Consider the following 22,361-nt stretch of genomic DNA (forward strand, 5'->3'; position numbering starts at 1 on the left):
GTGTCCGACGCACGTGCCCCCCGCGATGTCCAGGCCGACAACGCGTTCATCACCATGCTCAACCTGACCGACACCGTGGCGCCCTGGGCCATCCGCGCGGCGGCGACGCTCCGGCTGGCCGATCTGGTCACGCCCGACGGCGCGTCCGCCGACTCGATCCTGAAGGGGCTGGAGGTCGCCGGGGAGAGCGTCGATCCGGAGGCGGTGCGCCGGCTGCTGCGGTACCTGGCGCACCTGGGCGTCTTCGACCACGACGAGCCCTCCGAGGTGTACCGGCCGACGAGGCTGTCGGCGCTGATGTCCGAGGACAACCCGGTCAGCATGCGCGACTGGTGGGACATGGGCGGCGCGATGACCCGGCTCGACCAGACACCCGTGCACATGATCGACGCGGTGCGGACCGGCGGGCCGGTGTACGAGCGGATCTTCGGCCAGGACGTCTGGGCGGACCTCGCGGAGCACCCGCATCTGGCGGCCTCGTTCGAGAAGGCGATGGCCCACAAGACCCGCATCTCGCTGGACAGCGTCATCACGGCCATCGACTGGTCGGCCCGCGGCGACGTCGTGGACGTGGGCGGCGGCCACGGGCTGTTGCTGGAGGCCGTCCTGCGCGCGTCCCCGGACGCCCGCGGCATCGTGTTCGACACTCCGGCCGGGGTCGCGACTGCACGGGCGCACCTGGCCGGATCGCCGGTCGCCGACCGCGCCGGCTTCGTCGAAGGGGACTTCTTCGCCGCCTGGCCCACCGGCGCGGACACCTACGTCCTGATGAACGTCCTGCACAACTGGTCCGACGACCAGGCCGTGGCGGTGCTGCGGCGCGGCGCCGAGGCGCTCGGGTCCACCGGCCGGCTGCTGGTCATCGAGACGGTCGTCGGCGGCGGCGGGGACCAGCGGAGCCTGGCCCGGCTGGACATCATGATGCTGCTGTTCTGCGGCGGCAAGGAACGCAGCCGCCCGCAGTACGACGAGCTCGCGGCACGAGCGGGGCTGACCGTCGCCGAGTCGTACCCGACCTCCTTCGGCCTGGAGATCCTGGAGCTGCGCCCCGCCGGGAGCCGGTGATGGACGAGCGCCCCGTTCACCCGTTCCCGTTCGGGCCCACCACCGCGCTGGAGCTGGACGGCAAGTACCGCAAGCTGCAGGAGTCCGAGCGGGTCGCCCGGGTCCGCATGCCGTTCGGCGGGGACGCGTGGCTGGTCACCGGGTACGAGGACACCAAGTTCGTCCTCTCGGACCCCCGGTTCAGCCGTGCCGTCACGCTGACGATGGACCTGCCCCGGCTGCAGCCGCAGATCGTCCAGAGCCCCGACATGATCATGAGCATGGATCCGCCCGACCACACGCGGGTCCGCCAGGTCGCCGCCCGGGCGTTCACGCCCCGCCGGGTGGAGAGACTCCGGCCGTGGATCGCCGACCGGATCGACGGCCTGCTCGGTCAGATGGCCGCGAAGGGGCCGCCGGCCGATCTGATGAGGGACCTCGCGCTGCCCCTTCCCATCTCGGTGATCTGCGAGATCCTGGGCGTTCCGTTCGCGGACCGGGAGAAGTTCCGGGTGTGGTCGGACATCGTCATGTCGGTCACGGCGTTCACCCCCGAGGAGATCTTCGCCGCGTTCCAGAGCCTCACCGCGTACCTGCAGTGGCTGGTCAGGCAGCGCCGGGTCGCGCCGGCCGACGACCTGTTCAGCGTGATGGTCCGGGCCCGCGACACCGAGGCGGTGATGAGCGAGCAGGAGCTGGTGACGTTCGGCGTCACCCTGCTCGTGGTCGGCCACGAGACCACCGTCAACGAGCTCGCCGACATGATGTTCGTCATGCTCCGCGACGGCCTCTACGCGGAGCTGGCCGAGGGCCGCGGCGCGCCGCTGCCGCGGGTGGTCGAGGAGTTGCTGCGCTTCATCCCGCTGGAGAGCCCGGGAGGGTTCGCCCGCGTCGCCACCGAGGACGTCACCATCGGCGACACCCTCATCGCCAAGGGGGAGGCCGTCTACACCCAGTTGTCGGCGGCCAACCGCGACCCGCGGGTCTTCTCCGACCCCGACGAGATCGACGCCGAGGCGGCAAGAGAGCAGCACCTAACCTTCGGTTTCGGGCCGCACCGGTGCATGGGCGCGGCACTGGCCAAGGTGGAGATCGAGCTGGCCGTCGAGGCCCTGCTGCGCAGGTTCCCCGGTCTGCGGCTCGCCGTCGACCCGCAGCAGATCACCTGGAAGGCCGACCGGCTGGTACGAGGGCCTGAGGCGCTGCCGGTGACGTGGTGACCCGGCCGGCGAGAGGGCGGCCGGGGGGTGATCCAGCGGCCCACCGGCGCCGGGCGGATCGGCGGGCCGCGTTGACAGGTAGGATAGCCCCTACTGATAATGTACTGGAGTCGACGGATATCGGGCCGCCGACGACAGTGCGATCAGGGGCTGCGAACCATGCCGCGGAGCGGGAAGACGACGACGCCGGACGGTGTCCCCACCCTGCTCGACGACGTGTTCCCGGCGCTGGCCAACCCGGTCCGGCGCCGCATCCTCCAGCTCCTGCTGCAGGGCCCGCAGTCGGTCAACAGCCTCGCCGCGCACTTCGACATGGCCCGCCCCAGCGTGTCGGAGCACCTCAAGGTGCTGCGGGACTCCGGCCTGGTGACGGAGCGCAGGGTCGGCCGGGAACGCCACTACTCACTGTGTCAGGCGCCCATGCAGGAGATCTCCGACTGGCTGCACCCGTACGAGGCCTACTGGAGAGATCGGCTGAGGCTCCTCCGCGACACCGTGGTGGAGGAGGAAGGCGACCATCAGGGCGGGTAGGGCCGCCCCTCCCGGGCGACGTCCTGCCCGGCGACCTTGTCCGCGAGGACCGCTGCCAGCCGGCTGAACAGCCACGAGCGCCAGCCGCCGCCCATGATCCGGCGCGCCCGCTGCTGCAGCTCGTTGTCCGGGTCGAAGCCCTCGTGGTCGAAGAACAGGCGGGTGCCGTGGCCCTCGGCCACCAGCCGCCAGGTCGCCGTGCACCGCGCCCCGCTGGGACCGTGGTCGTCCCAGCTGATCCGCAGCATCCGCTCCGGCTCGACGGCCAGCACCTGGCAGTGGATGACGCCGCCGAACTTCGTCGTCGGAACGGCCTGCGCCACGATCGTGAACCGGTGGCCGACGATCGGCCGGAAATCCTCCGGCCCGAGCCATTTCATCACCAGCCGGGGCTCCGCGAACGCCCGCCACACGCGATCGGGGGGATACGGCAGGAACTCATCCAGTCTGATCGCCTGGGGGTCGTCCGTCATATCCGTCAGCTCTCGATCAGGGACTGAATGACCAGAGCGAGTCTATCGCCACAGCCAAGACGGCGCACTGACGAAGGGGACACCCATGAAGATCGGAATCGGGTTGCCGGGTGACGAGCCGGACCTGTTGCTGGACTGGGCGCGGCAGGTGGAGGCGGGGCCGTTCAGCACGCTCGGACTGCTCGACCGCTTCATCTGGCGCAACCCGGAGCCGCTGGTGATGCTGGCCGCCGTCGCCGCCACCACATCACGGGTCCGGATCCAGACCGAGGTGCTGATCGGCCCGCTGCGCGACACCGCCCTGCTGGCCAAGCAGGTGGCAACGCTCGACCGGCTGGCCCACGGCCGGTTCACGCTGGGCATGGGCGTCGGCAGCCGGACCGACGACTTCGCCGCGGCCGGGATGCCGCTCAAGGGGCGTGGTCGCCGGCTCGACGACCAGCTGATCGCGCTGCGGCAGCTGTGGGCGGGGGAGCGTACCCCGTGCGGACTCGGGCCGGTCGGGCCCGCGCCGGTGAGTCCGGGGGGCCCGGAGATCCTGTTCGGGGCGTTCGCGCCGGCGGCGCTGGCCCGGGTGGCCCGGTTCGGACACGGACTGCTGTGCGCCGCGCCTCCGCCGTGGGCCGGCGACCTCTTCCGCGCCGTCGACAAGGAGTGGTCGCAGGCGGGCCGGGCCGACCGCCCGCGCAACGTCGGCCAGCTCAACGTCGCCTTCGGCTCGGACGAGACGGTCGCCACGGCCAAGGCGGCGATCAGCGAGTGCTACGCCATCGTCGGCGCCTCCCACTGGATGGTGGAGGGCATGCTCACCACCGAGGACCAGATCCGTACGGCGCTGCGAGGCTTCGAGGAACTCGGGGCGGACGAGGTCATCCTCTACTGCTGGTCGCCCGAGGTCGGCCAGGTGGCCCGGCTCGCCGACCTCGTCGACCGATACACCGCCGACAACCCCGGCCATCATCAGCACACGAAGTCATGACGAATTCGGCCGCCGAAAACCCGCTTATCCATAGTCATATCGCTGAGTCGGCGACATTCCACTTCAACCCCGCCTTCCCTGTGGTTACCATCTCATCGACCCCGGGATCTCCCACTTCCACGAGATCGGGCGACGATGGCGACGCAGGAAGAGATAGACGCTGCCCGGCGTCATATCGAGCGATTACGCGACGAGCATGCGAACGACGTGATCGCGCTCGTCCGGCTGGTCGATGACGGCGCGCTGAAAGGCGAGGCCGGGGACAGGCTGGCCGCCGATCTGCGCGCGTGGGACCGGGGCTTCAAGGACCTGTTCACCCGGGCCCTGTCCGTGCTGGACTCCGTCCGGCCGTCCGAAGGGGCGGCGCCCCGGTGAGCCCCATGGTCGGCATCAACCCCGCGCTGATGACGCAACTGATCAACGGCATGAAACGGGTGAGCGGCACGATCCCGGACGTCGGCCTCCAGGTGGAGCGGGCGCTGACCTCGTTGGACATCCCGCTGTGGGGCCCGACCCCGCTCGGCGCCATCGGCCGGCAGATGAGCGAGCAGATTCCCGCACTCCAGGGCCGCCTCGACCTGATCCTCGCCACCCCCGACCGCGAATCCGGCAAAGGCGGCACCCTGTGGGCCAACGAGTCGGACTGGCTGTCGAAGTCACCCGCCGAGGGCGCGGCCTCCGCCAAGGCCGTGGCCGCCGAGCTGCGCGAACAGCTCGAAGGCCACACGCTCGACGCCAAGACGGTGGCCGAGCTCGAACGGCACAAGAACGACCCGTACTTCGCCCTGGCCCTCGCCAAGGAGATACCCGCGCGCGAGCTCAAGGCCCTGGTCGCCAGGGCGTACGGGACCGGCCTGCCGCGCTCGGAGCGCCCTTCCCAGCGCGACGTCCGGACCCAGGACAGGCTCGCCACCATGCTCAGCAGGATCCTGGGCGCGGCCTCGCACGGCGTGGGCTCGATGAAGCTGCCCGCCGACTACGCCGATCGGCTGGTCGAGGACATCGACGACCCGCGGAACGCGTTCGCGCTGAAACGGCTGCTCCAGGACGGGGACTTCGGCCACACGTTCCTGCTCACGCTGGTCCGCAAGCTGTACGACAAGGACGTGGCGCATCCACCCGACCCGAGCCTGCCGCGCGACCCGTGGACGATGCCCGGCCCCAAGGACATCTCACCCGGCGACCTCAGCCCCATGGGCACGGCCCTGGTGGCGCTGGCCCACCATCCCGCCGTCGCGCAGGACTTCTTCACCGACCCGCAGCGCCGGCCGCTGGCCTACCTGATGCGCAAGCACGCTTGGGACGGCGACGCGGACGGGGATCTGGGGTGGGCGATCCAGGCGGCGAGTACGGAGTTCCGCGACCATGATCTGCCGCCGGGGGGTTCGCGGGGGTACAAGTCCGCGCTGATCGCCTCGTGGGCGGTCCGCTTCTGGAGCGACCCCAAGGTCCAGGCAAACCTGCCGCATACCCGCGCCCACCTCGGTACGGTCTTGGCCCAGTACACGGGGGACGTGCACCGCGATCTGCAGTCCTTCAGCACGAAAATGCCTGCCGTGGTGACGAAAGTGGATGCGGACAAGAACCTGCAAAGCGCGGAGCCCTATGGAGCCAAGTTCAATGCGCAGGACACCAAGAGCGCCATGAAGTGGGCATTCGACGATGATGAGGCGTTCCAGACCGTGGCGGCTGCTCACGGGCTGTACGCCGCCAGGATGCTGGATGAACTGGCCGGCAGAATCGCGGGCGAGGTTGACGCTGACTTCACGGAGTGGCGGAAGTCGCATCCGGACGCCACGCGGCGGCAACTCGACGCCAAGCGCCAGGACATACTCGAAGAGCGTATGAGCCGCAGCGGAGGCGCCGCATTCTCCTGGGCAGCGGGCAACCTCAGCAGAACGACGTTTGTGATCACCGATGCCGCCAACCTCTCCGCCATCGATGCGGCCAAGGCCGAAGATGCGCGCTTCGCTGCTTTCAAGGAAATGGCCGAGAAGGTTGCCGGACTGGCGCCGGGTCCTCAGGGGAAGTTCATGGGGCTCATGGTCGACAAAGCCAAAGAGGCCATCTTCGGAAAAGTGAAGTCCAGCAGCGAGGACAAGGCTCGTGAAGGAGCGGACACCACGCTGGAAGTGTCCCAGAGCATGTTCACCGATCTCACGGTGGCCACGATGATGCGACATGGCCTCTTCGGTGATCCGCTTGTGCCCGCCAAGACACACCCATACCGCTACAAGGACTTCTCTCCCGGCGCTGACGGCCACTTCATGGATGACGGGCAGGTTCTGGCTCGTGACGAGATGAATGCCGACCAACTCGACAGCTACAAGGAGTGGCTGGGCCTGAGTGACGTCGGTCGCGTTCTCGGCCGGCCGGGTGATGCCATTGAGGACGGCTTCGACGCTGCCAAGAACTACTACGGGCGTGGCTCATGAGGATGACACTGGCAGTGGGATCCACCCTGGCCGTTCTTGCCTTGGCGGCGGCTTGTTCGGCCCCCTCACCTCCGCCGCCGGACAACCGGCCGCTGGGCGACGTGACCGCAGCCCCACAAGAATGCGACCTGATCTCAGCGGACGCCATCAAGATCGCCACAGGCCTCAATGACTACGAGGCCTCTGGCACGAAAATGGATATGGGCCGGCGTTTCGCGTCATGCACGGTGCGTGAGAAGGGCGTGTCCGACAGCAGTCTGGGCCTCCTGATCGAAGTCTTCGACCCGTCGCCGGATGACGCGGAAGACTTGGAGAACACCAAGCTGTCCACTCGGGGGAGTGATCTGCCCGAGGCATTGGGGCCAGGCTTCGCAGCGCGGCGGAAGAACGCCAAGGACAAGACCATCGCTTTCGTCTACGGATGGACGCCCGACTACCAGCGTCTTCTCACCGTCAACATCATCGAGCACGCCCCCGGCCGGGACTCGCTGGCCGACGCGACCGAGTTCTTCCGTCAGCTCAAACCCCTCCTCCTCGACAACCCTGCGCCATCGTGACCTGAGTCACATCCCCCTCCCCGGCGTCACACCACAAGCCCTGGTTTCTCTCTCATATGCGCCAGCGAACTCCTGCCCACGAGAGAGAACTCCATGATCCTCATAACCGGTGCGACCGGCACCATCGGACGTCTCATCACCGAGCGGCTCTCCGCCGAAGGCGTCCCCGTGCGCGCCGTCAGCCGCTCACCCGAGCACGCCGGCCTCCCGGCCGAGGTGGAGATCGTCCGGGGCGACCCGGCGCGGCCGGACACGATGGCCGCCCACTTCGACGGCGTCGAGGCCGTCTTCCTGCACCCGCGCACCTTCGGCGACACCGCCGACCGGCTGCTCGCCCTGGCCGCCGAGCGGGGCGTGAGCAAGGTGGTGGCCCTCTCCGCCATGAACATCGACGACCCGTTCGACCTGCAGCCCTCCCGCTGGCGGGGCGACCGCAACAAGGAGGCCGAGGAGGCGGCCGTCGCCAGCGGCCTGGCCTGGACCAGCCTCCGGGCCGGCAGCTTCGCCGGCAACACCGCGCAGGCGTGGGGCGCGCAGATCCGCGCGGGCGACGTCGTCCGCTACGTGTACGCCACGTTCCGGGAGTCCTTGATCGACGAGCGGGACCTGGCCGAGGTCGCGGTTCGCGCGCTGCTCACCGACGAGCTCGTGGGCCGCAGGCTGGAGCTCACCGGGCCGCAGTCGCTGTCGCACGAGGAGATGGTCGGTGTGATCGCCTCCGCGCTCGGCAGGCCGCTGCGCTTCGAGGAGATCCCGGCGCAGGTCGCCGCCCGGCGCCTGGCCGGCAACGGGTTTCCCGAGCCGTGGGCCGGCGCCCTGATGGCCAGGTATGCCCACTACCTGGGCCGGGACCAGAATCCCGTGACCGGGGACGTGGACAGGGCCCTCGGCCGTCCGGCCCGGACCTACGCCGAGTGGGTGGCCCACCACCTCTCCGCCTTCCGGAACGGATGAGTCTCCCCATGTCGACCGCCTACGTCGTCACGGCTCTGGTGACCGTCGCCGTCAACACGTTCTCCGGATTCGCGGCCATGACCCGGTTGGCGCCGATCATGCGTACCCTCGGCCCGGCACTCGACCGGGCCGGCGTGCCGCAGTCGTGGCTGTTCTGGCCGATCGGCGCGCTCAAGGCCCTGGGCGCGCTCGGGCTGGCGCTGGGACTGCTCGGCGTGCCGCTCATCGGCACGGCGGCCGCGGCCGGGCTCGTCCTGTACTTCGTCTGCGCGCTGTACACCCACCTGCGCGTCAGCGACTTCTCCCCGCAGTTCTACCTGGCGATCGTGTTCCTCGGCCTGGCGGTCGGCACCCTGGCCCTCGACCCCGCGCTCGTCCTGGACACGACACGCTGAGAGCCCTGGTCGAGCCCTACGCTCGGCGGGGCAGACCCAGCTCGCCCGCGCGCAGCCCGGCCTGGAAGCGGGAGTCGGCCTCCAGCTTGGCCATCAGCTCGGCGACGCGCCGCCGGTAGGTGCGCAGCGAGACGCCGAGCCGTCTGGCCGCCGCCTCGTCGGTGAGTCCCGAGCCGAGGGCTTCGAGGATGGTGCGGCCGTCGGCGTCGAGATGGGGGAGGTCGCCGCGCAGATAGGTGTCGAGGTCAAGGGAGTTGTCCCAGATCGCCGAGAACAGGGAGTAGACACCGTCGACCAGGATCTGCGACGTCGTCACGGTGTACTCGCGGCCGGCGGGGGTGTCCTTGCCGGCGAGGATCATCACCCGCCGGTCGATGATGATCGTCTCGTGCGGCAGCGGCGAGCCGCTGATCCGGACGACAGCCCCCTGGCTCTGCACCTGCCGCAGGTGCGCGCGGGCCTCCTCCTCGGCGAGCGCCACCGGGCTGAGCAGCTTGCGGGAGGTGAAGCCGGGGGAGTCCGGGGCCCGCATCCGGTGCCGGATCGCCGCCCTGGCCTCCGGCTGCGACCAGGTCCTGAGGTCCCGGGCGGCGCACAGGAACTCGGTGTACGCGGACTCGAAGAGATGGCCGGCACGCGCGAGCAACTCCGCGTCCCCTTGGACGGAGAACACCTGTTCATTGCGCATCCTGCCAGTCTGGCAGCAAGCTGCCACCAGCTCGCCGGGCGAGGTGGCGGCGGACACCATGAGCCTCATGACGACGAAGACTTTCTCCCTCGGCGGAGACCTGACGGTCAACCGGCTCGGCTTCGGCGCGATGCGCCTGGCGATGAGCACCTTCGACGGTCCGACGCGAGCCCCCGAGAACGGCGTCGCGGTGCTCCGGCGCGCTGTGGAGCTGGGCGTGAACCACATCGACACGGCCGGCTTCTACGGCCGGGAAGGGGTGTGGGCCAACGAGCTGATCCGTACGGCGTTGACCCCCTACCGTGACGACCTGGTGATCGCGACGAAGGTCGGGCCGCTGCTCGCGCCGGACGGTGTGCCGAGCGGGCAGGCGACCCCTGATCAGCTGCGCGGCCTGGTCGAGGCGGATCTGCGCTCCCTCGGGCTGGACCGGCTCGACCTGGTCTACCTGCGGGTGGGCGGGATCGCCGGGCCGGGGGGCGAGTCGATCGCCGAACGGTTCGCGGTGCTGGCCGAGCTGCGGGCGGAAGGGCTGATCCGGCACCTGGGCGTCAGCAACGTCGACGCCGCCCAGCTCGCCGAGGCCCGGGCGATCGCGCCCGTCGCGGCGGTGCAGAACGCCTACAGCGACGACATGGGGCTGCTCGCGGAATGCGAGGAGGCGGGTATCGCGTACGTGCCGTTCTTCCTGCTCGGCGGTGGCCGCGACCCTCTCGACGTCGAACGGCTCGGCAAGGTCGCGGCACGTCTGAGCGCCACCACCGCGCAGGTGCAGATCGCCCTGCTGCTGGCGACGTCACCGTCGGTGCTGGCGATCCCGGGCACCGGCGCTCTCGATCACCTGGCGGAGAACCTCGCGGCGAACGAGCTCAGTCTCAGTGAGGAGGACCTGTCCGACCTGCGCGGCTGACGGGCCGGATCGCCAAGGACGCCTGTGCGGCTGACGGGCCGGACCGCTAAGGACGCCTGCGCGCGAAGGCCGGCGCGTGCTCCGGCCGCGGGCCGAAGCCCACGAACCGCGCCGGTATCGCGCGAAGCCGGGGAACCAGGCGGCTGAGAAGCAGGAGCGTCCTGGGCGGTCCGGAGAACGTGCCCGCGAACAGCGGCTCGAAGACGACCCGCTGGAGCATCCGCTGGAACGCCTGGACGATCACGGTGGGTCGTTGCCTGCGCCGCTGCACGGCGGCCAGGTCGGCCGGCGTGACGGAGTGCCGCCGCAGGGGCTCGGCGAGGATGGCGGCGGCGGCGACCGCGTCCTGGACGGCGAGGTTGATGCCCACGCCGCCGGCGGGCGACATGGCGTGCGCGGCGTCGCCGATGAGCAGCAGCCCGTCGAGGTGCCAGCGTTCGAGGCGGTTCAGCTTCACGTCGAGCACGAACACCTCGTCCATACTCCTGAGGTGCTCCACGCGGCCGGCGAAGTCCGGCCGCAGGCGGGCGACCCGCTCACGGAACCGCTCGATCCCCTCGGCCCGCAGCCGGGCGTCGGAGCCTTTGGCGGTGAAGTACGCCACCTGGTAGAAGTCCTCGCGAGTCAGAGAGATCAGCGCCTCGGAGCCCCGCGCGACCGGCACGATGCCGGCGGGCACGCCCGCGTCGCTCTCCCACTTGGGCAGGCGGAACCACCAGACGTCGAACGGCACCCGGAACTCCTCCGGCACCAGGCCCGCGGCCCGCCGGAGGGTGGAGTGCCTGCCGTCGCACCCCACCGTCAGCTCGGCGCGGATCTCCCCTTCCTCGCCGTCCGCCGTGCGGTACCTGACTCCGACGACCTTCTCGCCGTCTCTGACCAGCGCGGTCGCCTCGGTGTTCATGTGCAGCGAGAAGCCCGGCTCGTCGCCGGCCGCCTTGGCGAGGAAGGCGAGCAGGTCCCACTGGGGCACCATCGCGACGTAGTCGTACGGCGCGGGCAGCATCCCGAAGTCGGCGAAGGCGATCACGCTGCCGTCGGAGGCGGGGAACGACAGGTTGCCCAGGCGGCTCTGCGGCAGGGCGCGGAAGCCCTCGCCGAGGCCGAGCTCGTCCATGAGGCGGACGGTGGAGGGATGGACGGTGTCCCCTCGGAAGTCGCGCAGGAAGTCGCCGTGTTTCTCCAGCACGGTGACCTCGATCCCCGCCCTGGCCAGCAGCAGGCCCAGCATCATGCCCGCCGGTCCGCCGCCGCACACCAGGACGCCGGTGTTTCGCGTGATCATGGCTCTCCCTTTCCAGGCTTTAATTCATCGTACGATGAAATGCCGGGAAAGTGTAGAGGGCCGATCACGCGGGCACGGCGCGTACCCTTCAATGTCAGCGGTCGCCGATCCGAGGGAGCACTGCTTGCCCAGCAACCCGGCCGAGTTACGCGCCAGAACGGCGACCGCGATCTACCCCGCGGGCGTGCTCGCGACGCCGCCCCGTACCCTCGTCGACGTCCTCGACGACACCACGCGCCGGCACCCGCACGCGCTCGCGATCGACGACGGAACCGTGCGCCTCGACTACCGCTCGCTGCGCGCCGAGGTGGACCGGCTCGTCGCCGAGCTGGGCGCGGCAGGGGTCGGCCACGGCGACCGGGTCGGCGTGCGCGTCGCGTCGGGAACCGCCGAGCTGTACCTGTCCATCCTCGCCGTGCTCGCCGCCGGCGCCGCGTACGTGCCCGTCGACGCCGACGACCCGGCGGAACGGGCCGCGCTGGTCTTCGCCGAGGCCGAGGTGGGCGCGGTCATCTCGGGCGAGCTGACGGTGAGCGGCAGCGCCGCGTCGGCCCCCGCGCCGCCCGCCCTCGACGACGACGCGTGGATCATCTTCACCTCCGGCTCGACCGGCCGGCCGAAGGGCGTCGCGGTGACGCACCGGTCGGCGGCCGCGTTCGTGGACGCCGAGGCCGGGCTCTTCCTGGGGGAGCGGCCGCTGGGCCCCGGCGACCGGGTGCTCGCCGGGTTGTCGGTGGCCTTCGACGCCTCCTGCGAGGAGATGTGGCTGGCGTGGCGGCACGGCGCCTGCCTGGTGCCCGCGCCCCGAGCCCTCGTACGCACCGGGATGGACCTCGGCCCCTGGCTGGCGGAGCAGCGGATCACCGCCGTCTCGACCGTGCCCACGCTGGCCGCGCTGTGGCCCGCCGAGCACCTCGACGGCATCCGGCTGCTCATCTTCGGCGGGGAGGCCTGCCCGCCCGAGCTGGCCGAGCGGCTCGCCGTACCGGGGCGTGAGGTGTGGAACACCTACGGGCCCACCGAGGCGACGGTGGTGGCCTCCGCGGCCCGGCTCACCGGCGACGGCCCGGTACGCATCGGCCTGCCCCTCGACGGGTGGGACCTGGCGGTGGTCGACGGCGCGGGCGAGCCGGTCGCGATGGGGGAGACCGGCGAGCTGGTGATCGGCGGCGTGGGCCTGGCCCGCTACCTGGACCCGGTCAAGGACGCCGAGAAGTACGCGCCGCTGCCGTCGCTGGGCTGGGAGCGCGCCTACCGCAGCGGCGACCTGGTACGGGCCGACCCCGAGGGCCTCGTCTTCGCCGGCCGCGCCGACGACCAGGTGAAGCTGGGCGGGCGCCGGATCGAGCTGGGCGAGGTGGACGCCGCGCTGCGGGCGCTGCCCGGGGTCGCGGGCGCGGCCGCGGCCGTCCGCACCGCCGGCGGCGGCCACCAGGTGCTGGTCGGCTACGTCGTCGCCGAGCCCGGCTTCGACCTCCGCCGGGCGCGGGAGCTGCTCGCCGACTCGCTGCCCGCGGCCCTGGTGCCGCGCCTGGCGCCGATCGACGCGCTCCCGGTCCGGACCTCGGGGAAGATCGATCGTGACGCGCTGCCCTGGCCGCTGGCCACGCCGCCCGTCACGCCGGAGGGCGGGCTGAGCCCGGCCGAGGCGTCGCTGGCCGAGCGGTGGACCGCCGTCCTCGGCGTGGCGCCGAGCGGACGGGACGCCGACTTCTTCGCCGACGGCGGCACGAGCCTGGCGGCGGCCCGGCTGGTGTCGGTGCTGCGCGCCGACCATCCCGACGTGGCCGTGGGCGACGTGTACGCGCGGCCGACGCTCGGCGGGCTGGCGCGGTTGCTGGACGGCCGGGGCGAGGCGGAGCCGGGCCGGCGGCCCGTGACGCCGATGCCCCGACGGGCCGCGCTGGCGCAGTCGGCGCTCATGATCCCGCTGCTGGGCGTGGGCGCGATCCGCTGGATCGTGCTGCTCGCCGCGGTCGGCAACGTGCTGGCGCCCGCGTGGGCCCCCGCCCTGTCGTGGTGGTGGGTGACGCTGGGCGCGCTGCTGTTCGTCACCCCTCCCGGGCGGATGGGACTGTCGGCGGCCGTGGCCCGGCTCCTGCTGCGCGGCGTGCGGCCGGGCAGTCATCCGCGCGGCGGGGCCGTACACCTGAGGTTGTGGTTCGCTGAGCGGTTCGCCGAGCGGCTCGGCGTTCCCGACCTGGCCGGCGCCCCCTACCTGGCGTGGTACGCCCGGCTGCTGGGCGCGCAGGTGGGGGACGACGCCGACCTGCACTCGCCGCCGCCCGTCACCGGGCTGCTCAAGCTGGGCCGGGGCGCGTCGGTCGAGCAGGAGGTGGATCTCTGCGGCCACTGGTACGACGGCGACCGGCTGCACATCGGCGAGATCAGGATCGGCGCCGGCGCGAGGGTCGGCTCCCGCTCGACGCTGCTGCCCGGCACGAGAATCGGGAAGAACGCCGAGATCGCCCCCGGATCGGCGGTCGCCGGGAGCGTGTCGGCGGGGCGGCTCTGGGCCGGCGCCCCCGCGTTCAGGCAGGGCAAGTCGCGCAGGTCGCGGCCGGCGGAGCGGCCCGCCCGCTCCCGGTTCTGGGCCGCGCTGTACGGGCTGACCGCCGTCGTGCTCAGCCTGCTGCCGGTGGTCGCGGCCGGAGCCGGGCTCGCGGTGCTGGCCGGGTTCGCCGGCGACGCGCGCACGCTCGGCCAGGCCCTGGCCGCCGCCCTGCCGGGCGTGCCGCCGGCGACGATCGCCGGCATGGCCGCCTACGCGCTGGTCACGCTGGTCAGCGTGCGGCTGCTCGGTATGGGCCTGCGCGCGGGACGCCATCCCGTGCACAGCCGCCAGGCGTGGCAGGCGTGGGCGACGGGCCGGCTGATGGCCTCGGCGCGCGTCTGGCTGTTCCCCCTGTACGCCAGCGTCCTGACGCCCGCGTGGCTGCGGGCGCTCGGCATGAAGGTGGGCCGCGGCGCCGAGCTGTCCACGGTCCTGGCACTGCCCTCGATGACGTCCGTCGGGGACGGCGCCTTCCTGGCCGACGACACGATGGTCGCCCCGTACGAGCTGGACGGCGGCTGGATGCGCATCGCCTCGGCCCGCATCGGCAAGCGCGCCTTCCTCGGCAACTCGGGGATGACCGCGCCCGGCCGCAAGGTGCCCAAGGACGGCCTGGTCGGGGTGCTGTCGGCGACGCCGAAGAAGGCCAGGTCCGGCTCGTCGTACGTGGGCATGCCGCCCATGGAGCTGCGCCGTACCGCCGAGGAGGGCGACCGGAGCCGCACCTACGACCCGCCCGCCCGGTACAAGGCGGCCAGGGCGCTGGTCGAGGCGTTCCGGGTGGTGCCCGCGATGTGCGCGGTCGCGCTCGCGGTCCTGGTCGCGGCCGCCTTCGAGTGGCTGGCGGCCGGCTACGGCTTCGCCGCGGCGCTCGCGCTGGGCGGCGTGGTGCTGGCGGCCGCGGGCGTGGCCGCCGCGACGGTGGCGACGGCCGCGAAGTGGGCGCTGGTCGGCCGCATCAGAGCGGGCAGCCGGCCGCTGTGGAGCTCGTTCGTCTGGCGCAACGAGCTCGCGGACAACTTCGTGGAGGTGCTGGCGGCGCCCTGGTTCGCGCGGCCGTGGCTGGGGACCGCGCCGTTGAACGCGTGGTTGCGTTCGCTCGGGGCGCGCATCGGGCATGGGGTCACCTGTGACACGTACTGGCTGCCGGAGGCGGATCTGGTGACGCTCGGGGACGGCGCCTGCGTCAACCGGGGCTGCGTCCTGCAGACCCACCTGTTCCACGACCGGGTCATGAGCATGGACACGGTGACCCTGGAGGCCGGCGCGACGCTGGGCCCGCACGGTGTGGTGCTGCCCGCCGCGCGGGTGGGGGCCGACACCACGATCGGGCCCGCGTCGCTGGTCATGCGCGGTGAGGCGGTGCCCGCTCGCACGCGCTGGTTCGGCAATCCCATCTCGGCGTGGCGATGACGTCGTACTTCCCCGCGCACGGCGACCATCGGTACGGGGTGTCGCACTACGACCTGACGCTGAAGTACCGGGTGGTGGGCAACCGGCTCGACGGCACGGCCCGGCTGACCGTGTCGGCCGCCGAGCCCCTCGGCGTGCTCGACCTGGACCTCGGCCGGTTCCGGGTCTCGGGCGTCACCGTGGACGGGGTCCAGGCCCGCCACCTGCACGGCCGGGGCAAGCTGCGGGTCACGCTGCCCAGGCCGCTGCCCGCTGGAGGCGGCGCGGTCGTCGAGATCCGCTACTCGGGCAACCCCGTGCCGGTGCCGAGTCCCTGGGGCGGCGTGGGGTGGGAGGAGCTGACCGACGGCGCGCTGGTGGCCGGCCAGCCGATCGGCGCGCCCTCCTGGTTCCCGTGCAACGACCGGCCCGACGACAAGGCGTCGTACCGGATGACCGTGACGACCGCGTCGCCGTACCTGGTCGTCGCGAACGGCGTGCTCACCGGCCGGCGCCGCGGGGCCGGGACCACGACCTGGATCTACGACCAGCCGGAGCCCATGGCCGGCTATCTGGCCAGCGTGCAGATCGGGCGGTACGAGCTCGCCGAGGTCGCGGGCACCCGGCTGGCCCACCCGGCGCGCCTGGGCGCCCGCGTCCGGCACGACTTCGGCCGGCAGGGCGAGATGATGGCGGTGTTCGCCGACCGGTTCGGCCCCTACCCGTTCAGCGGCTACGTCGCCGTCGTGGCCGATGACGACCTGGACATCCCGGTCGAGGCGCAGGGCATGTCGATCTTCGGCCGGAACCACGTGGACGGCCGGCGCGGGTTCGAGCGGCTGGTCGCGCACGAGCTGGCGCACCAGTGGTTCGGCAACAGTCTCACGGTGTCCTGCTGGAGCGACATCTGGCTGCAGGAGGGCTTCGCCACGTACGCCGAGTGGCTCTGGTCCGAGGCGTCCGGCGGCCCGCCCGCCGCCGAGCACGCCCGGCGCTGGCATCAGCGGCTGGCCGGGCTGCCGCAGGACTTCGTGCTGGCCGATCCCGGCGTGGATACGCTGTTCGACGACCGGGTGTACAAGCGGGGCGCGCTGACCGTGCACGCGCTGCGGCGGACGCTGGGCGACGAAGACTTCTTCGCCGTCCTGCGCTCCTGGACCGCCGCGCGCCGGTACGGCAACGTCAGCACGCGTGACTTCGCCGAGCACGTCCAGCGGCACACCACGCGGCCGGTGGGTCCGCTGCTGTCCGCCTGGCTGCACGACAAGCCCCTCCCACCGGCCGCCTGAGGTCACGGCGCCGCCGTCACCAGGTGACGGGCAGCTCGTGCATCCCGTAGACGGTGGCCTCGTCCTTGAACGAGAGCTGCTCGGCGGGAACGGCCAGCCGCAGGCCAGGGACCCGCCGGAACAGGGTGTTGAAGACGATCTCCAGCTCCACGCGGGCGAGGTTCTGGCCCAGGCACTGGTGCGGGCCGTAGCCGAAGGCCAGGTGGCTGCGGGCGTCGCGCTCGATGTCGAAGGCGTCCGGGTCGGCGAACACCTCCGGATCGCGGTTGCCGGCGTTGGCGAGCGTGAGCACGCCTTCCCCCGCCGGGATGACCGTGCCGCCGAGCTCCACGTCCTCGACCGCGATCCGCATGATCGCGAACTCCGCGATGGTGAAGTGCCGCAGGAGCTCCTCCACCGCGCCCGGCGTCTTGGCCGGGTCCTCACGCAGTGCGGCGAGCGCGTCGGGATGCCGCAGCAGCATGTACGTGCCCAGCGAGATCATGTTCGCCGTGGTCTCGTGCCCGGCGATCAGCAGCAGGAACGCCAGGCTGAGCAGCGCTCCATGGTCCACCTGGCCGCTCTCGCGCTGCTTGACCACCTGGCGGCTGAGCAGGTCGTCGGTGGGGTTCTCCTCCTTGACCCTGATCAGCTTGTCCAGGTAGACGGCCAGTTCGAGGGCCGCGTGCTGCCGCTCCTGCGCCGTGATGGTGCGGTCGAGGAGCTGCGCGGAGTGCGTCTGGAAGAACTCGTGCTCGTCGTACGGCACGCCGAGCAGCTCACAGATCACCAGCGAGGGCACCGGCAGGGCCAGCGCCTGCACCAGGTCGACCGGGCGCGGGCCGGCCAGCATGGCGTCGAGGTGCTCGTCCACGATCTGCTGGATGCGCGGCCGCAGCGCCGCCATGCGCCTGACCGTGAACTCCCCGACCACCGCGCGCCGCGCCGGGCCGTGCTCGGGCGGGTCCATCTCCAGCATCATCTTGGGCAGCGGCGACTGGCCGGCCTCCGTCTCGCCGTTCAGCCTGGGGGCGTTGGGATGGCGGCGGTCGGCGCTGAAGCGCGGGTCGCTCAGGACCGTGCGGATGTCCTGGTAGCGAGTGGCGATCCAGGCGCTCGAACCGCCGGGCAGCTCGACCTTGGCGACCGACTCCTCGCGCAGGAATCGAAGGTGCTGCTCCGGCGGAGCGTAAGGGCAGGTGCGGGTGATCTGGAGCGTCTCAGCGGAGTCAGTGGTCACGGGTGTCCCCCATCAGACATGCCAATCCAACTTCCCTACAAGTGCAGGCTAACCTACAGATGTAGGCGTCAGTACACTGAGGCGTGGCCCTCACCAGAGACAGAGACCGGGACAGAGGCGGTGACCTGGGCGACCCGCGGGTGCGCCGCACGCAGGCGGCCCTGCGGCACGCGCTGATCGACCTCGTCCAGGACCGCGAGCTGTCCCGGATCAGCGTGGCCGACGTCGCCGAACGCGCCGGGGTGAGCCGCTCCACGTTCTACGACCACTTCCGTGACGTGCACGAGCTGGCCGACGCGGCCTGCACCGCCATGATCGACGGCCTGATCGAGGCCATCCCCAACCCCGGGGCCGGCGACGTCCCGGACACGACGACCGGCACCCTGCTGACCTTCTTCGCCCACCTCGCCGAGCATGCCCGCCTCTACCGCGGGGTGCTGGGGCCCGAGGGGAGCGCGCGCGTCGTCGACCACGTGCGCCGCCGCGCCACCGTCGCCGCGCACGTCGGCGCCCACCGGACCGCCACCGGCGACGACGCCCCCGCGGACTACCCGGCTCAGACCCCGCACGACGTGCCCGCCGCGTTCACCGCGGGAGCGCTCATCGGCGTCGCCACGGACTGGCTTCAGCGTGGATGCCCGCGCCCACCCGCCGAGATGGCCGCCCTGACCCGGCCGCTGCTGATGGCCCTGTACCGGGGAGACGGCTCTACGGATTGAGGACGACCTTTCCGGCGACGGTGCCGGACTCGGCCAGCCGCACGGCTTCGGTGACGCGGGCGAGCGGGAGCTGGGCGGCGATCTGGGCGGTGACGTCGCCGCGCTGGAGGGCGGCGAAGACCTGGGTGAGGTCGGCGCGCAGCCGGGCCCGGAACCGGTTCCTGGCCAGCGCCCGGCCGGCCCAGACGTTGAAGAAGTAGGCGCGGCGGCGGTTGGGCAGGGCGTTCCACAGCCACACCCGGCCGAGCAGCTTGAGCACGGGCCACTGCTTGGACCCCTCGTCGTCTCGGGTGGAGGCGCTGCCGTACGAGACGAGCGTGCCGCCGGGCGCGAGGAGGCGCCAGGAGTCGACGACACCGCGGCCGCCGACGTGGTCGAAGACGGCGTCCACCCCGCCGGGGGCGAGCTCGCGGACGCGCGTGGCGACGTCCTCGGTGCGGTAGTCGACGGGGAGCACGCCGCGCTGCCGCAGGGCGTCGTGGTGGCGCGCGGAGGCCGTGCCGATCACCTTCACGCCCGCGGCCCGCGCCAGCTGGACCAGGACCGAGCCGACGCCGCCGTTGGCGCCGTGGACCAGAACGGTCTGACCCGCGCGGACCCGTGCCTTGCGGTGCAGCATCTGCCAGGCGGTGATGCCGTTGACCACCACGGTCTCCGCCTCGGCCGCGCCGACCCCCTCGGGCACCTCCACCACGTCGGCCGCGTCGACGATCACATGGCTGGCCCAGCCGCCGACCTTGACCAGCGCGGCCACCCGGGTGCCGGCCAGGCCCGGGTCGACGCCCGCACCGGTCGCCAGCACCGTGCCGACCAGGTCGTAGCCGGGCACGAACGGGAACGGCGGCTGGTCGTAGTAGCGGCCGCGGCGCATCTGCTGCTCGGCGAAGGAGACCCCGGTCGCCTCCATCCGGATCAGGACCTGGCCCGGTCCGGCGGTGGGGACGGCTCCGTGCCTGATCCGCAGCCCTTCCGGCTCCACCTTGCCCGGCAGGACGACCTCGACGAGTCCCTCGGTGCTCATGACGACCTCCACTGCGTTGTGCGTTACGTATTCTCTCGTTCGTTATAGGTTCTAACTCACGGAGAGGGGCGGTGTCAACGGGCAGCGTGATACCTTCTAACCAATCCTTGAGGATGTAACCGATCGGGTACGGAAGGCGGCGACGGCAGGTCATGGCGCAGACAGGCACGAAGGCCCCGCGTGAGCGCTACCGCACTCAGGTGCGGGCGGAGATCAAGGAGCGCGCGTGGGAGCAGATCGCCACGGCGGGGGCGTCCGCGCTGTCCCTCAACGCGATCGCCAAGCACATGGGCATGAGCGGGCCCGCGCTCTACCGGTACTTCGCCGGTCGCGACGAGCTGATCACCGAGCTCATCAGGGACGCGTACCGGAGCCTCGCCGACACCTTCCGCGCGGCCTCCGAGGCCGGCCCGGACGCCGCCGCGCTGGCCCGCGCGCTGCGCGCGTGGGCGCTCGACGACCCTCAGCGGTACTTCCTCATCTACGGCACGCCCGTCCCCGGCTACCACGCGCCCGACGACATCACCGCGATCGCGTCCGAGATCATGGCGACGCTGCTCGACGCCTGCGCCGCGCTGCCCTCCGACGGCCCCGCGACGCCGTTCGACGCCCACCTCGAGGAGCACCGCCAGTGGGCGGAGGGCCACCCCGCCTCACCGGCGGCCCTCCACCGGGCCCTGCGTTTCTGGACCCGGCTGCACGGCGTCCTGTCGCTGGAGCTCGCCGGCCACTTCACCGGGATGGGATTCGACCCCGCGCTGCTCTTCCAGGCCGAACTGGACGACCTGCCGGCGCGCTGACCACGATCACCGGGTTCCGATGATCTGCGGCCACAATCTGCGCACCGTCTCGGCGCGCTGCTCGATGAGCCGCATGCGCAAGGTCCACTCGGCCGGCGCGTAGTGGCCGGTGGCCGCCGTCTCCTGCCCCGGCCACTTCCGGTAGAGCAGGCCCACCTCGCTGTGGAAGTAGCCGTAGCTGACGACGCTGGCCGGCACGAGCAGGCCGGTGTCGTCCGATCCCGGAACCCCCATCCAGCCACCGAGGGCGACGGCTAACTCCCGCCGGATGCAGATGGTGGTGGGGTGCACCGGAAGCCGGTAGTCGTGGGCGCGCCAGTGTTCGAGCACGAATCCCGGTTCTATCCGTCCCGGCGCCGGGTCGGTGTCGAACCCGACCGTCGAGCCGTCGGGCATCAGGTCGAGAGCCGGGGAGGTGGTCCACTGGACAAGGGGGTCCGACGACAGGACGTCGATGTCGCGGGCGAGCGCGCCGGGGGTGAGCACGTCGTCCTGGTCGAGATTCCGCACCAGCTCACCACCGGCGCGGGCGAGGGCGATGCTCCGCGTCAGCGCGACCCCGCCTCGGCGCCCCGTGGCGAACTTCACCATGGGATCGCCGGGCAGGATGTCCCTGACCGCTCCGGTGTCACCGTCCTCCTGGATGACCCACTCGACCTCCCAGTCCGCGGGCAGTTTCTGCGAGCGGACGGATTCGTAGGCTTCCAGGAGTTGTTCGCGCACGGGCTGGTGGCTCGGCGTGACGATGGAGAGCAAGGGCACCTGGTCGGCCCACCTTTCGAGCTTCGTCTGTGCGTGATCTCTGTCGGGTCCCCTGGAAGAACCACTTCCGAGCACTGATCCATTTCCACCCGTAAGCGCCAGTTGGCGGCTTGTCCCGCGGCCGGATACGGTGCTGCACCGGCACGGCGAGCGATACCTGCTCCGTGCCACGCAGATCGTCCTGGAGTAGTCGCTGGTGCGCGGAACGCTGTTGATCCTGGCCCTTGTCCTGAGCCTGTGCGGCTGCGGGGTGATCCCCGGGCCGGCCGCCCGGCCCGCCGGCCACCCCACGCCGGCCCCGGTCGCGTCACCGCCGTCCGGCGCCACGCCGTCCGGGAGCGCCGCTCCCACTCCCTCCGCGGCCAAGGCGGGGCTGACCATCCCGCAGGCCGGGCAGGCCGTGCGGCAGTGGGTGGCCAAGTACGACGCGATGCTGGAGACGCGGAAGTGGTGGCGACAGAACGCCCTGCTGGAAGCGCTGTTCGTCGAGGGGGCGCTGCACCAGGGCGTGCTCGAACGCAACCATGAGTCCTTCGGGTGGAAGCCGGGGCACAAGCCGATCCACCTGATCGGCGCCCCGAAGGTCTACCTGCCCAGGCCGGAGCGGCAGCCGCCGATCGGTGAGTGGTTCATCGCGCAGGCCACCTACAAGGACACCAAGGGTCATGCCCGCCCGCACGTGCTCGCGTTCTTCCGCGCCCCAGGCCGGCCCTTCAAGCTGGCCGTCGCGACCCCGATCCACTGGGGCCGGCGGATGCCCGCGCCGCTGCTCGACGCCGACGGTTACATCACCGACATGGACGACGCCGTGGCGCGCGCCGTGGCCGAGGAGTACCAGAACTTCTGGAACAACGAGAAGAAGGAGGGCGCCTCCGGCTACCGCCTGGCCAAGGACAGCTTCAGCCGCAAGGCGTTCCCCGCGGTCAACAAGGGGATGTACGTCGCCTTCGCGGGCCACGGCTCCGTCTTCGGCTTCCGTACGGCGGACGGCGGTTCGTTCTTCCTGTTCGCCATGGTCAACGACCCCAAGAGCGTCAACCAGGTGCTGAGCGAAGCGTTGATGGTGCCCAAGGGTAGTAAGACCATCCAGGAGCTGGGCGCCGACTGGTTCTCGTAGCGGCGCCGTCAAGCGGC

Annotated in this window: 21 protein-coding genes; 15 read left to right on the forward strand and 6 right to left on the reverse strand. The window is 71.6% G+C overall.

Going from position 1 to position 22,361, the window contains the following annotated elements; all coding sequences use genetic code 11:
- From MTP10_RS30775 to MTP10_RS30785, 3 genes are all read left to right on the forward strand, one after another.
- Positions 1-1,065, forward strand: a complete 1,065-nt coding sequence (locus tag MTP10_RS30775) for a methyltransferase (protein WP_310713596.1) — start codon at positions 1-3, stop codon at positions 1,063-1,065.
- A complete protein-coding gene (locus MTP10_RS30780) occupies positions 1,065-2,264 on the forward strand; it encodes a cytochrome P450 (protein ID WP_310713598.1) in 1,200 nt (399 codons plus the stop codon). The genes MTP10_RS30775 and MTP10_RS30780 overlap by 1 nt, the downstream gene beginning before the upstream one ends.
- 159 nt (positions 2,265-2,423) lie before the next feature.
- Positions 2,424-2,795 (forward strand): metalloregulator ArsR/SmtB family transcription factor, encoded by a 372-nt coding sequence (locus MTP10_RS30785; RefSeq protein WP_310713601.1) that lies wholly within the window; start codon positions 2,424-2,426, stop codon positions 2,793-2,795.
- On the opposite strand, the gene MTP10_RS30790 is transcribed toward MTP10_RS30785, so the two are convergent.
- Positions 2,783-3,268, reverse strand: coding sequence for an SRPBCC domain-containing protein (locus tag MTP10_RS30790; RefSeq protein WP_310713603.1), 486 nt, complete (start codon positions 3,266-3,268; stop codon positions 2,783-2,785). The two genes, MTP10_RS30785 and MTP10_RS30790, sit on opposite strands and share 13 nt — an antisense overlap.
- An 85-nt stretch (positions 3,269-3,353) precedes the next feature.
- Here MTP10_RS30790 and MTP10_RS30795 point away from each other — a divergent pair, with 85 nt between their 5' ends.
- From MTP10_RS30795 to MTP10_RS30820, 6 genes are all read left to right on the forward strand, one after another.
- Entirely contained in the window at positions 3,354-4,247 is an 894-nt protein-coding gene (locus MTP10_RS30795; RefSeq protein ID WP_310713605.1) for an LLM class flavin-dependent oxidoreductase, read from the forward strand.
- A 135-nt stretch (positions 4,248-4,382) separates the two neighbouring features.
- Positions 4,383-4,622 carry a hypothetical protein gene (locus MTP10_RS30800; RefSeq protein WP_310713606.1) on the forward strand — a complete coding sequence of 80 codons (240 nt, stop codon included), beginning with the start codon at positions 4,383-4,385 and terminating at the stop codon, positions 4,620-4,622.
- A 5-nt stretch (positions 4,623-4,627) separates the two neighbouring features.
- Positions 4,628-6,682, forward strand: coding sequence for a hypothetical protein (locus MTP10_RS30805; RefSeq protein WP_310713608.1), 2,055 nt, complete (start codon positions 4,628-4,630; stop codon positions 6,680-6,682).
- A 14-nt stretch (positions 6,683-6,696) separates the two neighbouring features.
- The gene (locus MTP10_RS30810; protein WP_310713610.1) at positions 6,697-7,239 is read left to right on the forward strand and encodes a hypothetical protein; all 543 of its coding nucleotides are present in this window, start codon (positions 6,697-6,699) and stop codon (positions 7,237-7,239) included.
- Between the two features lie 93 nt (positions 7,240-7,332).
- Complete coding sequence (locus MTP10_RS30815; RefSeq protein WP_310713612.1) at positions 7,333-8,193, forward strand: NAD(P)H-binding protein; 861 nt, start codon at positions 7,333-7,335, stop codon at positions 8,191-8,193.
- A gap of 8 nt (positions 8,194-8,201) precedes the next feature.
- Positions 8,202-8,588, forward strand: a complete 387-nt coding sequence (locus MTP10_RS30820) for a DoxX family protein (protein WP_310713614.1) — start codon at positions 8,202-8,204, stop codon at positions 8,586-8,588.
- A 16-nt stretch (positions 8,589-8,604) separates the two neighbouring features.
- On the opposite strand, the gene MTP10_RS30825 is transcribed toward MTP10_RS30820, so the two are convergent.
- The gene (locus MTP10_RS30825; protein ID WP_310713616.1) at positions 8,605-9,276 is read right to left on the reverse strand and encodes a DNA-binding response regulator; all 672 of its coding nucleotides are present in this window, start codon (positions 9,274-9,276) and stop codon (positions 8,605-8,607) included.
- 67 nt (positions 9,277-9,343) lie between these two features.
- Between MTP10_RS30825 and MTP10_RS30830 the strand changes: the two genes are divergently transcribed.
- A complete protein-coding gene (locus tag MTP10_RS30830) occupies positions 9,344-10,186 on the forward strand; it encodes an oxidoreductase (protein ID WP_310713618.1) in 843 nt (280 codons plus the stop codon).
- Positions 10,187-10,232: 46 nt separating this feature from the next.
- Here MTP10_RS30830 and MTP10_RS30835 read toward each other — a convergent pair whose 3' ends face one another.
- Positions 10,233-11,471: an FAD-dependent oxidoreductase gene (locus MTP10_RS30835; RefSeq protein WP_310713619.1), complete on the reverse strand. Its 1,239-nt coding sequence runs from the start codon at positions 11,469-11,471 to the stop codon at positions 10,233-10,235.
- 124 nt (positions 11,472-11,595) lie between these two features.
- On the opposite strand from MTP10_RS30835, the gene MTP10_RS30840 reads away from it, so the two are divergent.
- Both MTP10_RS30840 and MTP10_RS30845 read left to right on the forward strand, forming a co-directional pair.
- Positions 11,596-15,438, forward strand: coding sequence for a Pls/PosA family non-ribosomal peptide synthetase (locus tag MTP10_RS30840; protein ID WP_310713620.1), 3,843 nt, complete (start codon positions 11,596-11,598; stop codon positions 15,436-15,438).
- On the forward strand, positions 15,435-16,706 hold the full coding sequence (locus MTP10_RS30845) for a M1 family metallopeptidase (protein ID WP_310713676.1): 1,272 nt from the start codon (positions 15,435-15,437) through the stop codon (positions 16,704-16,706). Before MTP10_RS30840 ends, MTP10_RS30845 begins: the two co-directional genes overlap by 4 nt.
- Positions 16,707-16,722: 16 nt before the next feature.
- Here MTP10_RS30845 and MTP10_RS30850 read toward each other — a convergent pair whose 3' ends face one another.
- Entirely contained in the window at positions 16,723-17,925 is a 1,203-nt protein-coding gene (locus MTP10_RS30850; protein ID WP_310713622.1) for a cytochrome P450, read from the reverse strand.
- Positions 17,926-18,008: 83 nt separating this feature from the next.
- Here MTP10_RS30850 and MTP10_RS30855 point away from each other — a divergent pair, with 83 nt between their 5' ends.
- On the forward strand, positions 18,009-18,644 hold the full coding sequence (locus MTP10_RS30855) for a TetR/AcrR family transcriptional regulator (RefSeq protein ID WP_310713624.1): 636 nt from the start codon (positions 18,009-18,011) through the stop codon (positions 18,642-18,644).
- Here MTP10_RS30855 and MTP10_RS30860 read toward each other — a convergent pair.
- A complete protein-coding gene (locus MTP10_RS30860) occupies positions 18,634-19,665 on the reverse strand; it encodes a medium chain dehydrogenase/reductase family protein (protein ID WP_310713625.1) in 1,032 nt (343 codons plus the stop codon). The genes MTP10_RS30855 and MTP10_RS30860 overlap by 11 nt on opposite strands.
- A gap of 152 nt (positions 19,666-19,817) precedes the next feature.
- Here MTP10_RS30860 and MTP10_RS30865 point away from each other — a divergent pair, with 152 nt between their 5' ends.
- Positions 19,818-20,465 carry a TetR/AcrR family transcriptional regulator gene (locus MTP10_RS30865; RefSeq protein ID WP_310713628.1) on the forward strand — a complete coding sequence of 216 codons (648 nt, stop codon included), beginning with the start codon at positions 19,818-19,820 and terminating at the stop codon, positions 20,463-20,465.
- Between the two features lie 6 nt (positions 20,466-20,471).
- On the opposite strand, the gene MTP10_RS30870 is transcribed toward MTP10_RS30865, so the two are convergent.
- A complete protein-coding gene (locus MTP10_RS30870) occupies positions 20,472-21,227 on the reverse strand; it encodes a glycosyltransferase (protein WP_310713630.1) in 756 nt (251 codons plus the stop codon).
- 196 nt (positions 21,228-21,423) lie between these two features.
- Here MTP10_RS30870 and MTP10_RS30875 point away from each other — a divergent pair, with 196 nt between their 5' ends.
- Positions 21,424-22,344 carry a hypothetical protein gene (locus tag MTP10_RS30875; RefSeq protein ID WP_310713632.1) on the forward strand — a complete coding sequence of 307 codons (921 nt, stop codon included), beginning with the start codon at positions 21,424-21,426 and terminating at the stop codon, positions 22,342-22,344.
- The last annotated feature ends 17 nt before the right edge of the window (positions 22,345-22,361 follow it).

The sequence above is a fragment of the Nonomuraea sp. 3-1Str genome (genome assembly GCF_031570565.1).
In the GTDB taxonomy this organism is placed as follows: Bacteria; Actinomycetota; Actinomycetes; order Streptosporangiales; family Streptosporangiaceae; genus Nonomuraea.

Bases quoted from the DNA above. Each gene is read 5' to 3' on its own strand.
- MTP10_RS30785 (WP_310713601.1), top strand. From the start codon at position 2,424: ATGCCGCGGAGCGGGAAGACGACGACGCCGGACGGTGTCCCCACCCTG.
- MTP10_RS30790 (WP_310713603.1), bottom strand. From the start codon at position 3,268: ATGACGGACGACCCCCAGGCGATCAGACTGGATGAGTTCCTGCCGTAT.
- MTP10_RS30815 (WP_310713612.1), top strand. From the start codon at position 7,333: ATGATCCTCATAACCGGTGCGACCGGCACCATCGGACGTCTCATCACC.
- MTP10_RS30860 (WP_310713625.1), bottom strand. From the start codon at position 19,665: ATGAGCACCGAGGGACTCGTCGAGGTCGTCCTGCCGGGCAAGGTGGAG.
- MTP10_RS30795 (WP_310713605.1), top strand. From the start codon at position 3,354: ATGAAGATCGGAATCGGGTTGCCGGGTGACGAGCCGGACCTGTTGCTG.
- MTP10_RS30780 (WP_310713598.1), top strand. From the start codon at position 1,065: ATGGACGAGCGCCCCGTTCACCCGTTCCCGTTCGGGCCCACCACCGCG.
- MTP10_RS30830 (WP_310713618.1), top strand. From the start codon at position 9,344: ATGACGACGAAGACTTTCTCCCTCGGCGGAGACCTGACGGTCAACCGG.
- MTP10_RS30820 (WP_310713614.1), top strand. From the start codon at position 8,202: ATGTCGACCGCCTACGTCGTCACGGCTCTGGTGACCGTCGCCGTCAAC.
- MTP10_RS30825 (WP_310713616.1), bottom strand. From the start codon at position 9,276: ATGCGCAATGAACAGGTGTTCTCCGTCCAAGGGGACGCGGAGTTGCTC.
- MTP10_RS30845 (WP_310713676.1), top strand. From the start codon at position 15,435: ATGACGTCGTACTTCCCCGCGCACGGCGACCATCGGTACGGGGTGTCG.
- MTP10_RS30805 (WP_310713608.1), top strand. From the start codon at position 4,628: ATGGTCGGCATCAACCCCGCGCTGATGACGCAACTGATCAACGGCATG.
- MTP10_RS30865 (WP_310713628.1), top strand. From the start codon at position 19,818: ATGGCGCAGACAGGCACGAAGGCCCCGCGTGAGCGCTACCGCACTCAG.
- MTP10_RS30835 (WP_310713619.1), bottom strand. From the start codon at position 11,471: ATGATCACGCGAAACACCGGCGTCCTGGTGTGCGGCGGCGGACCGGCG.
- MTP10_RS30800 (WP_310713606.1), top strand. From the start codon at position 4,383: ATGGCGACGCAGGAAGAGATAGACGCTGCCCGGCGTCATATCGAGCGA.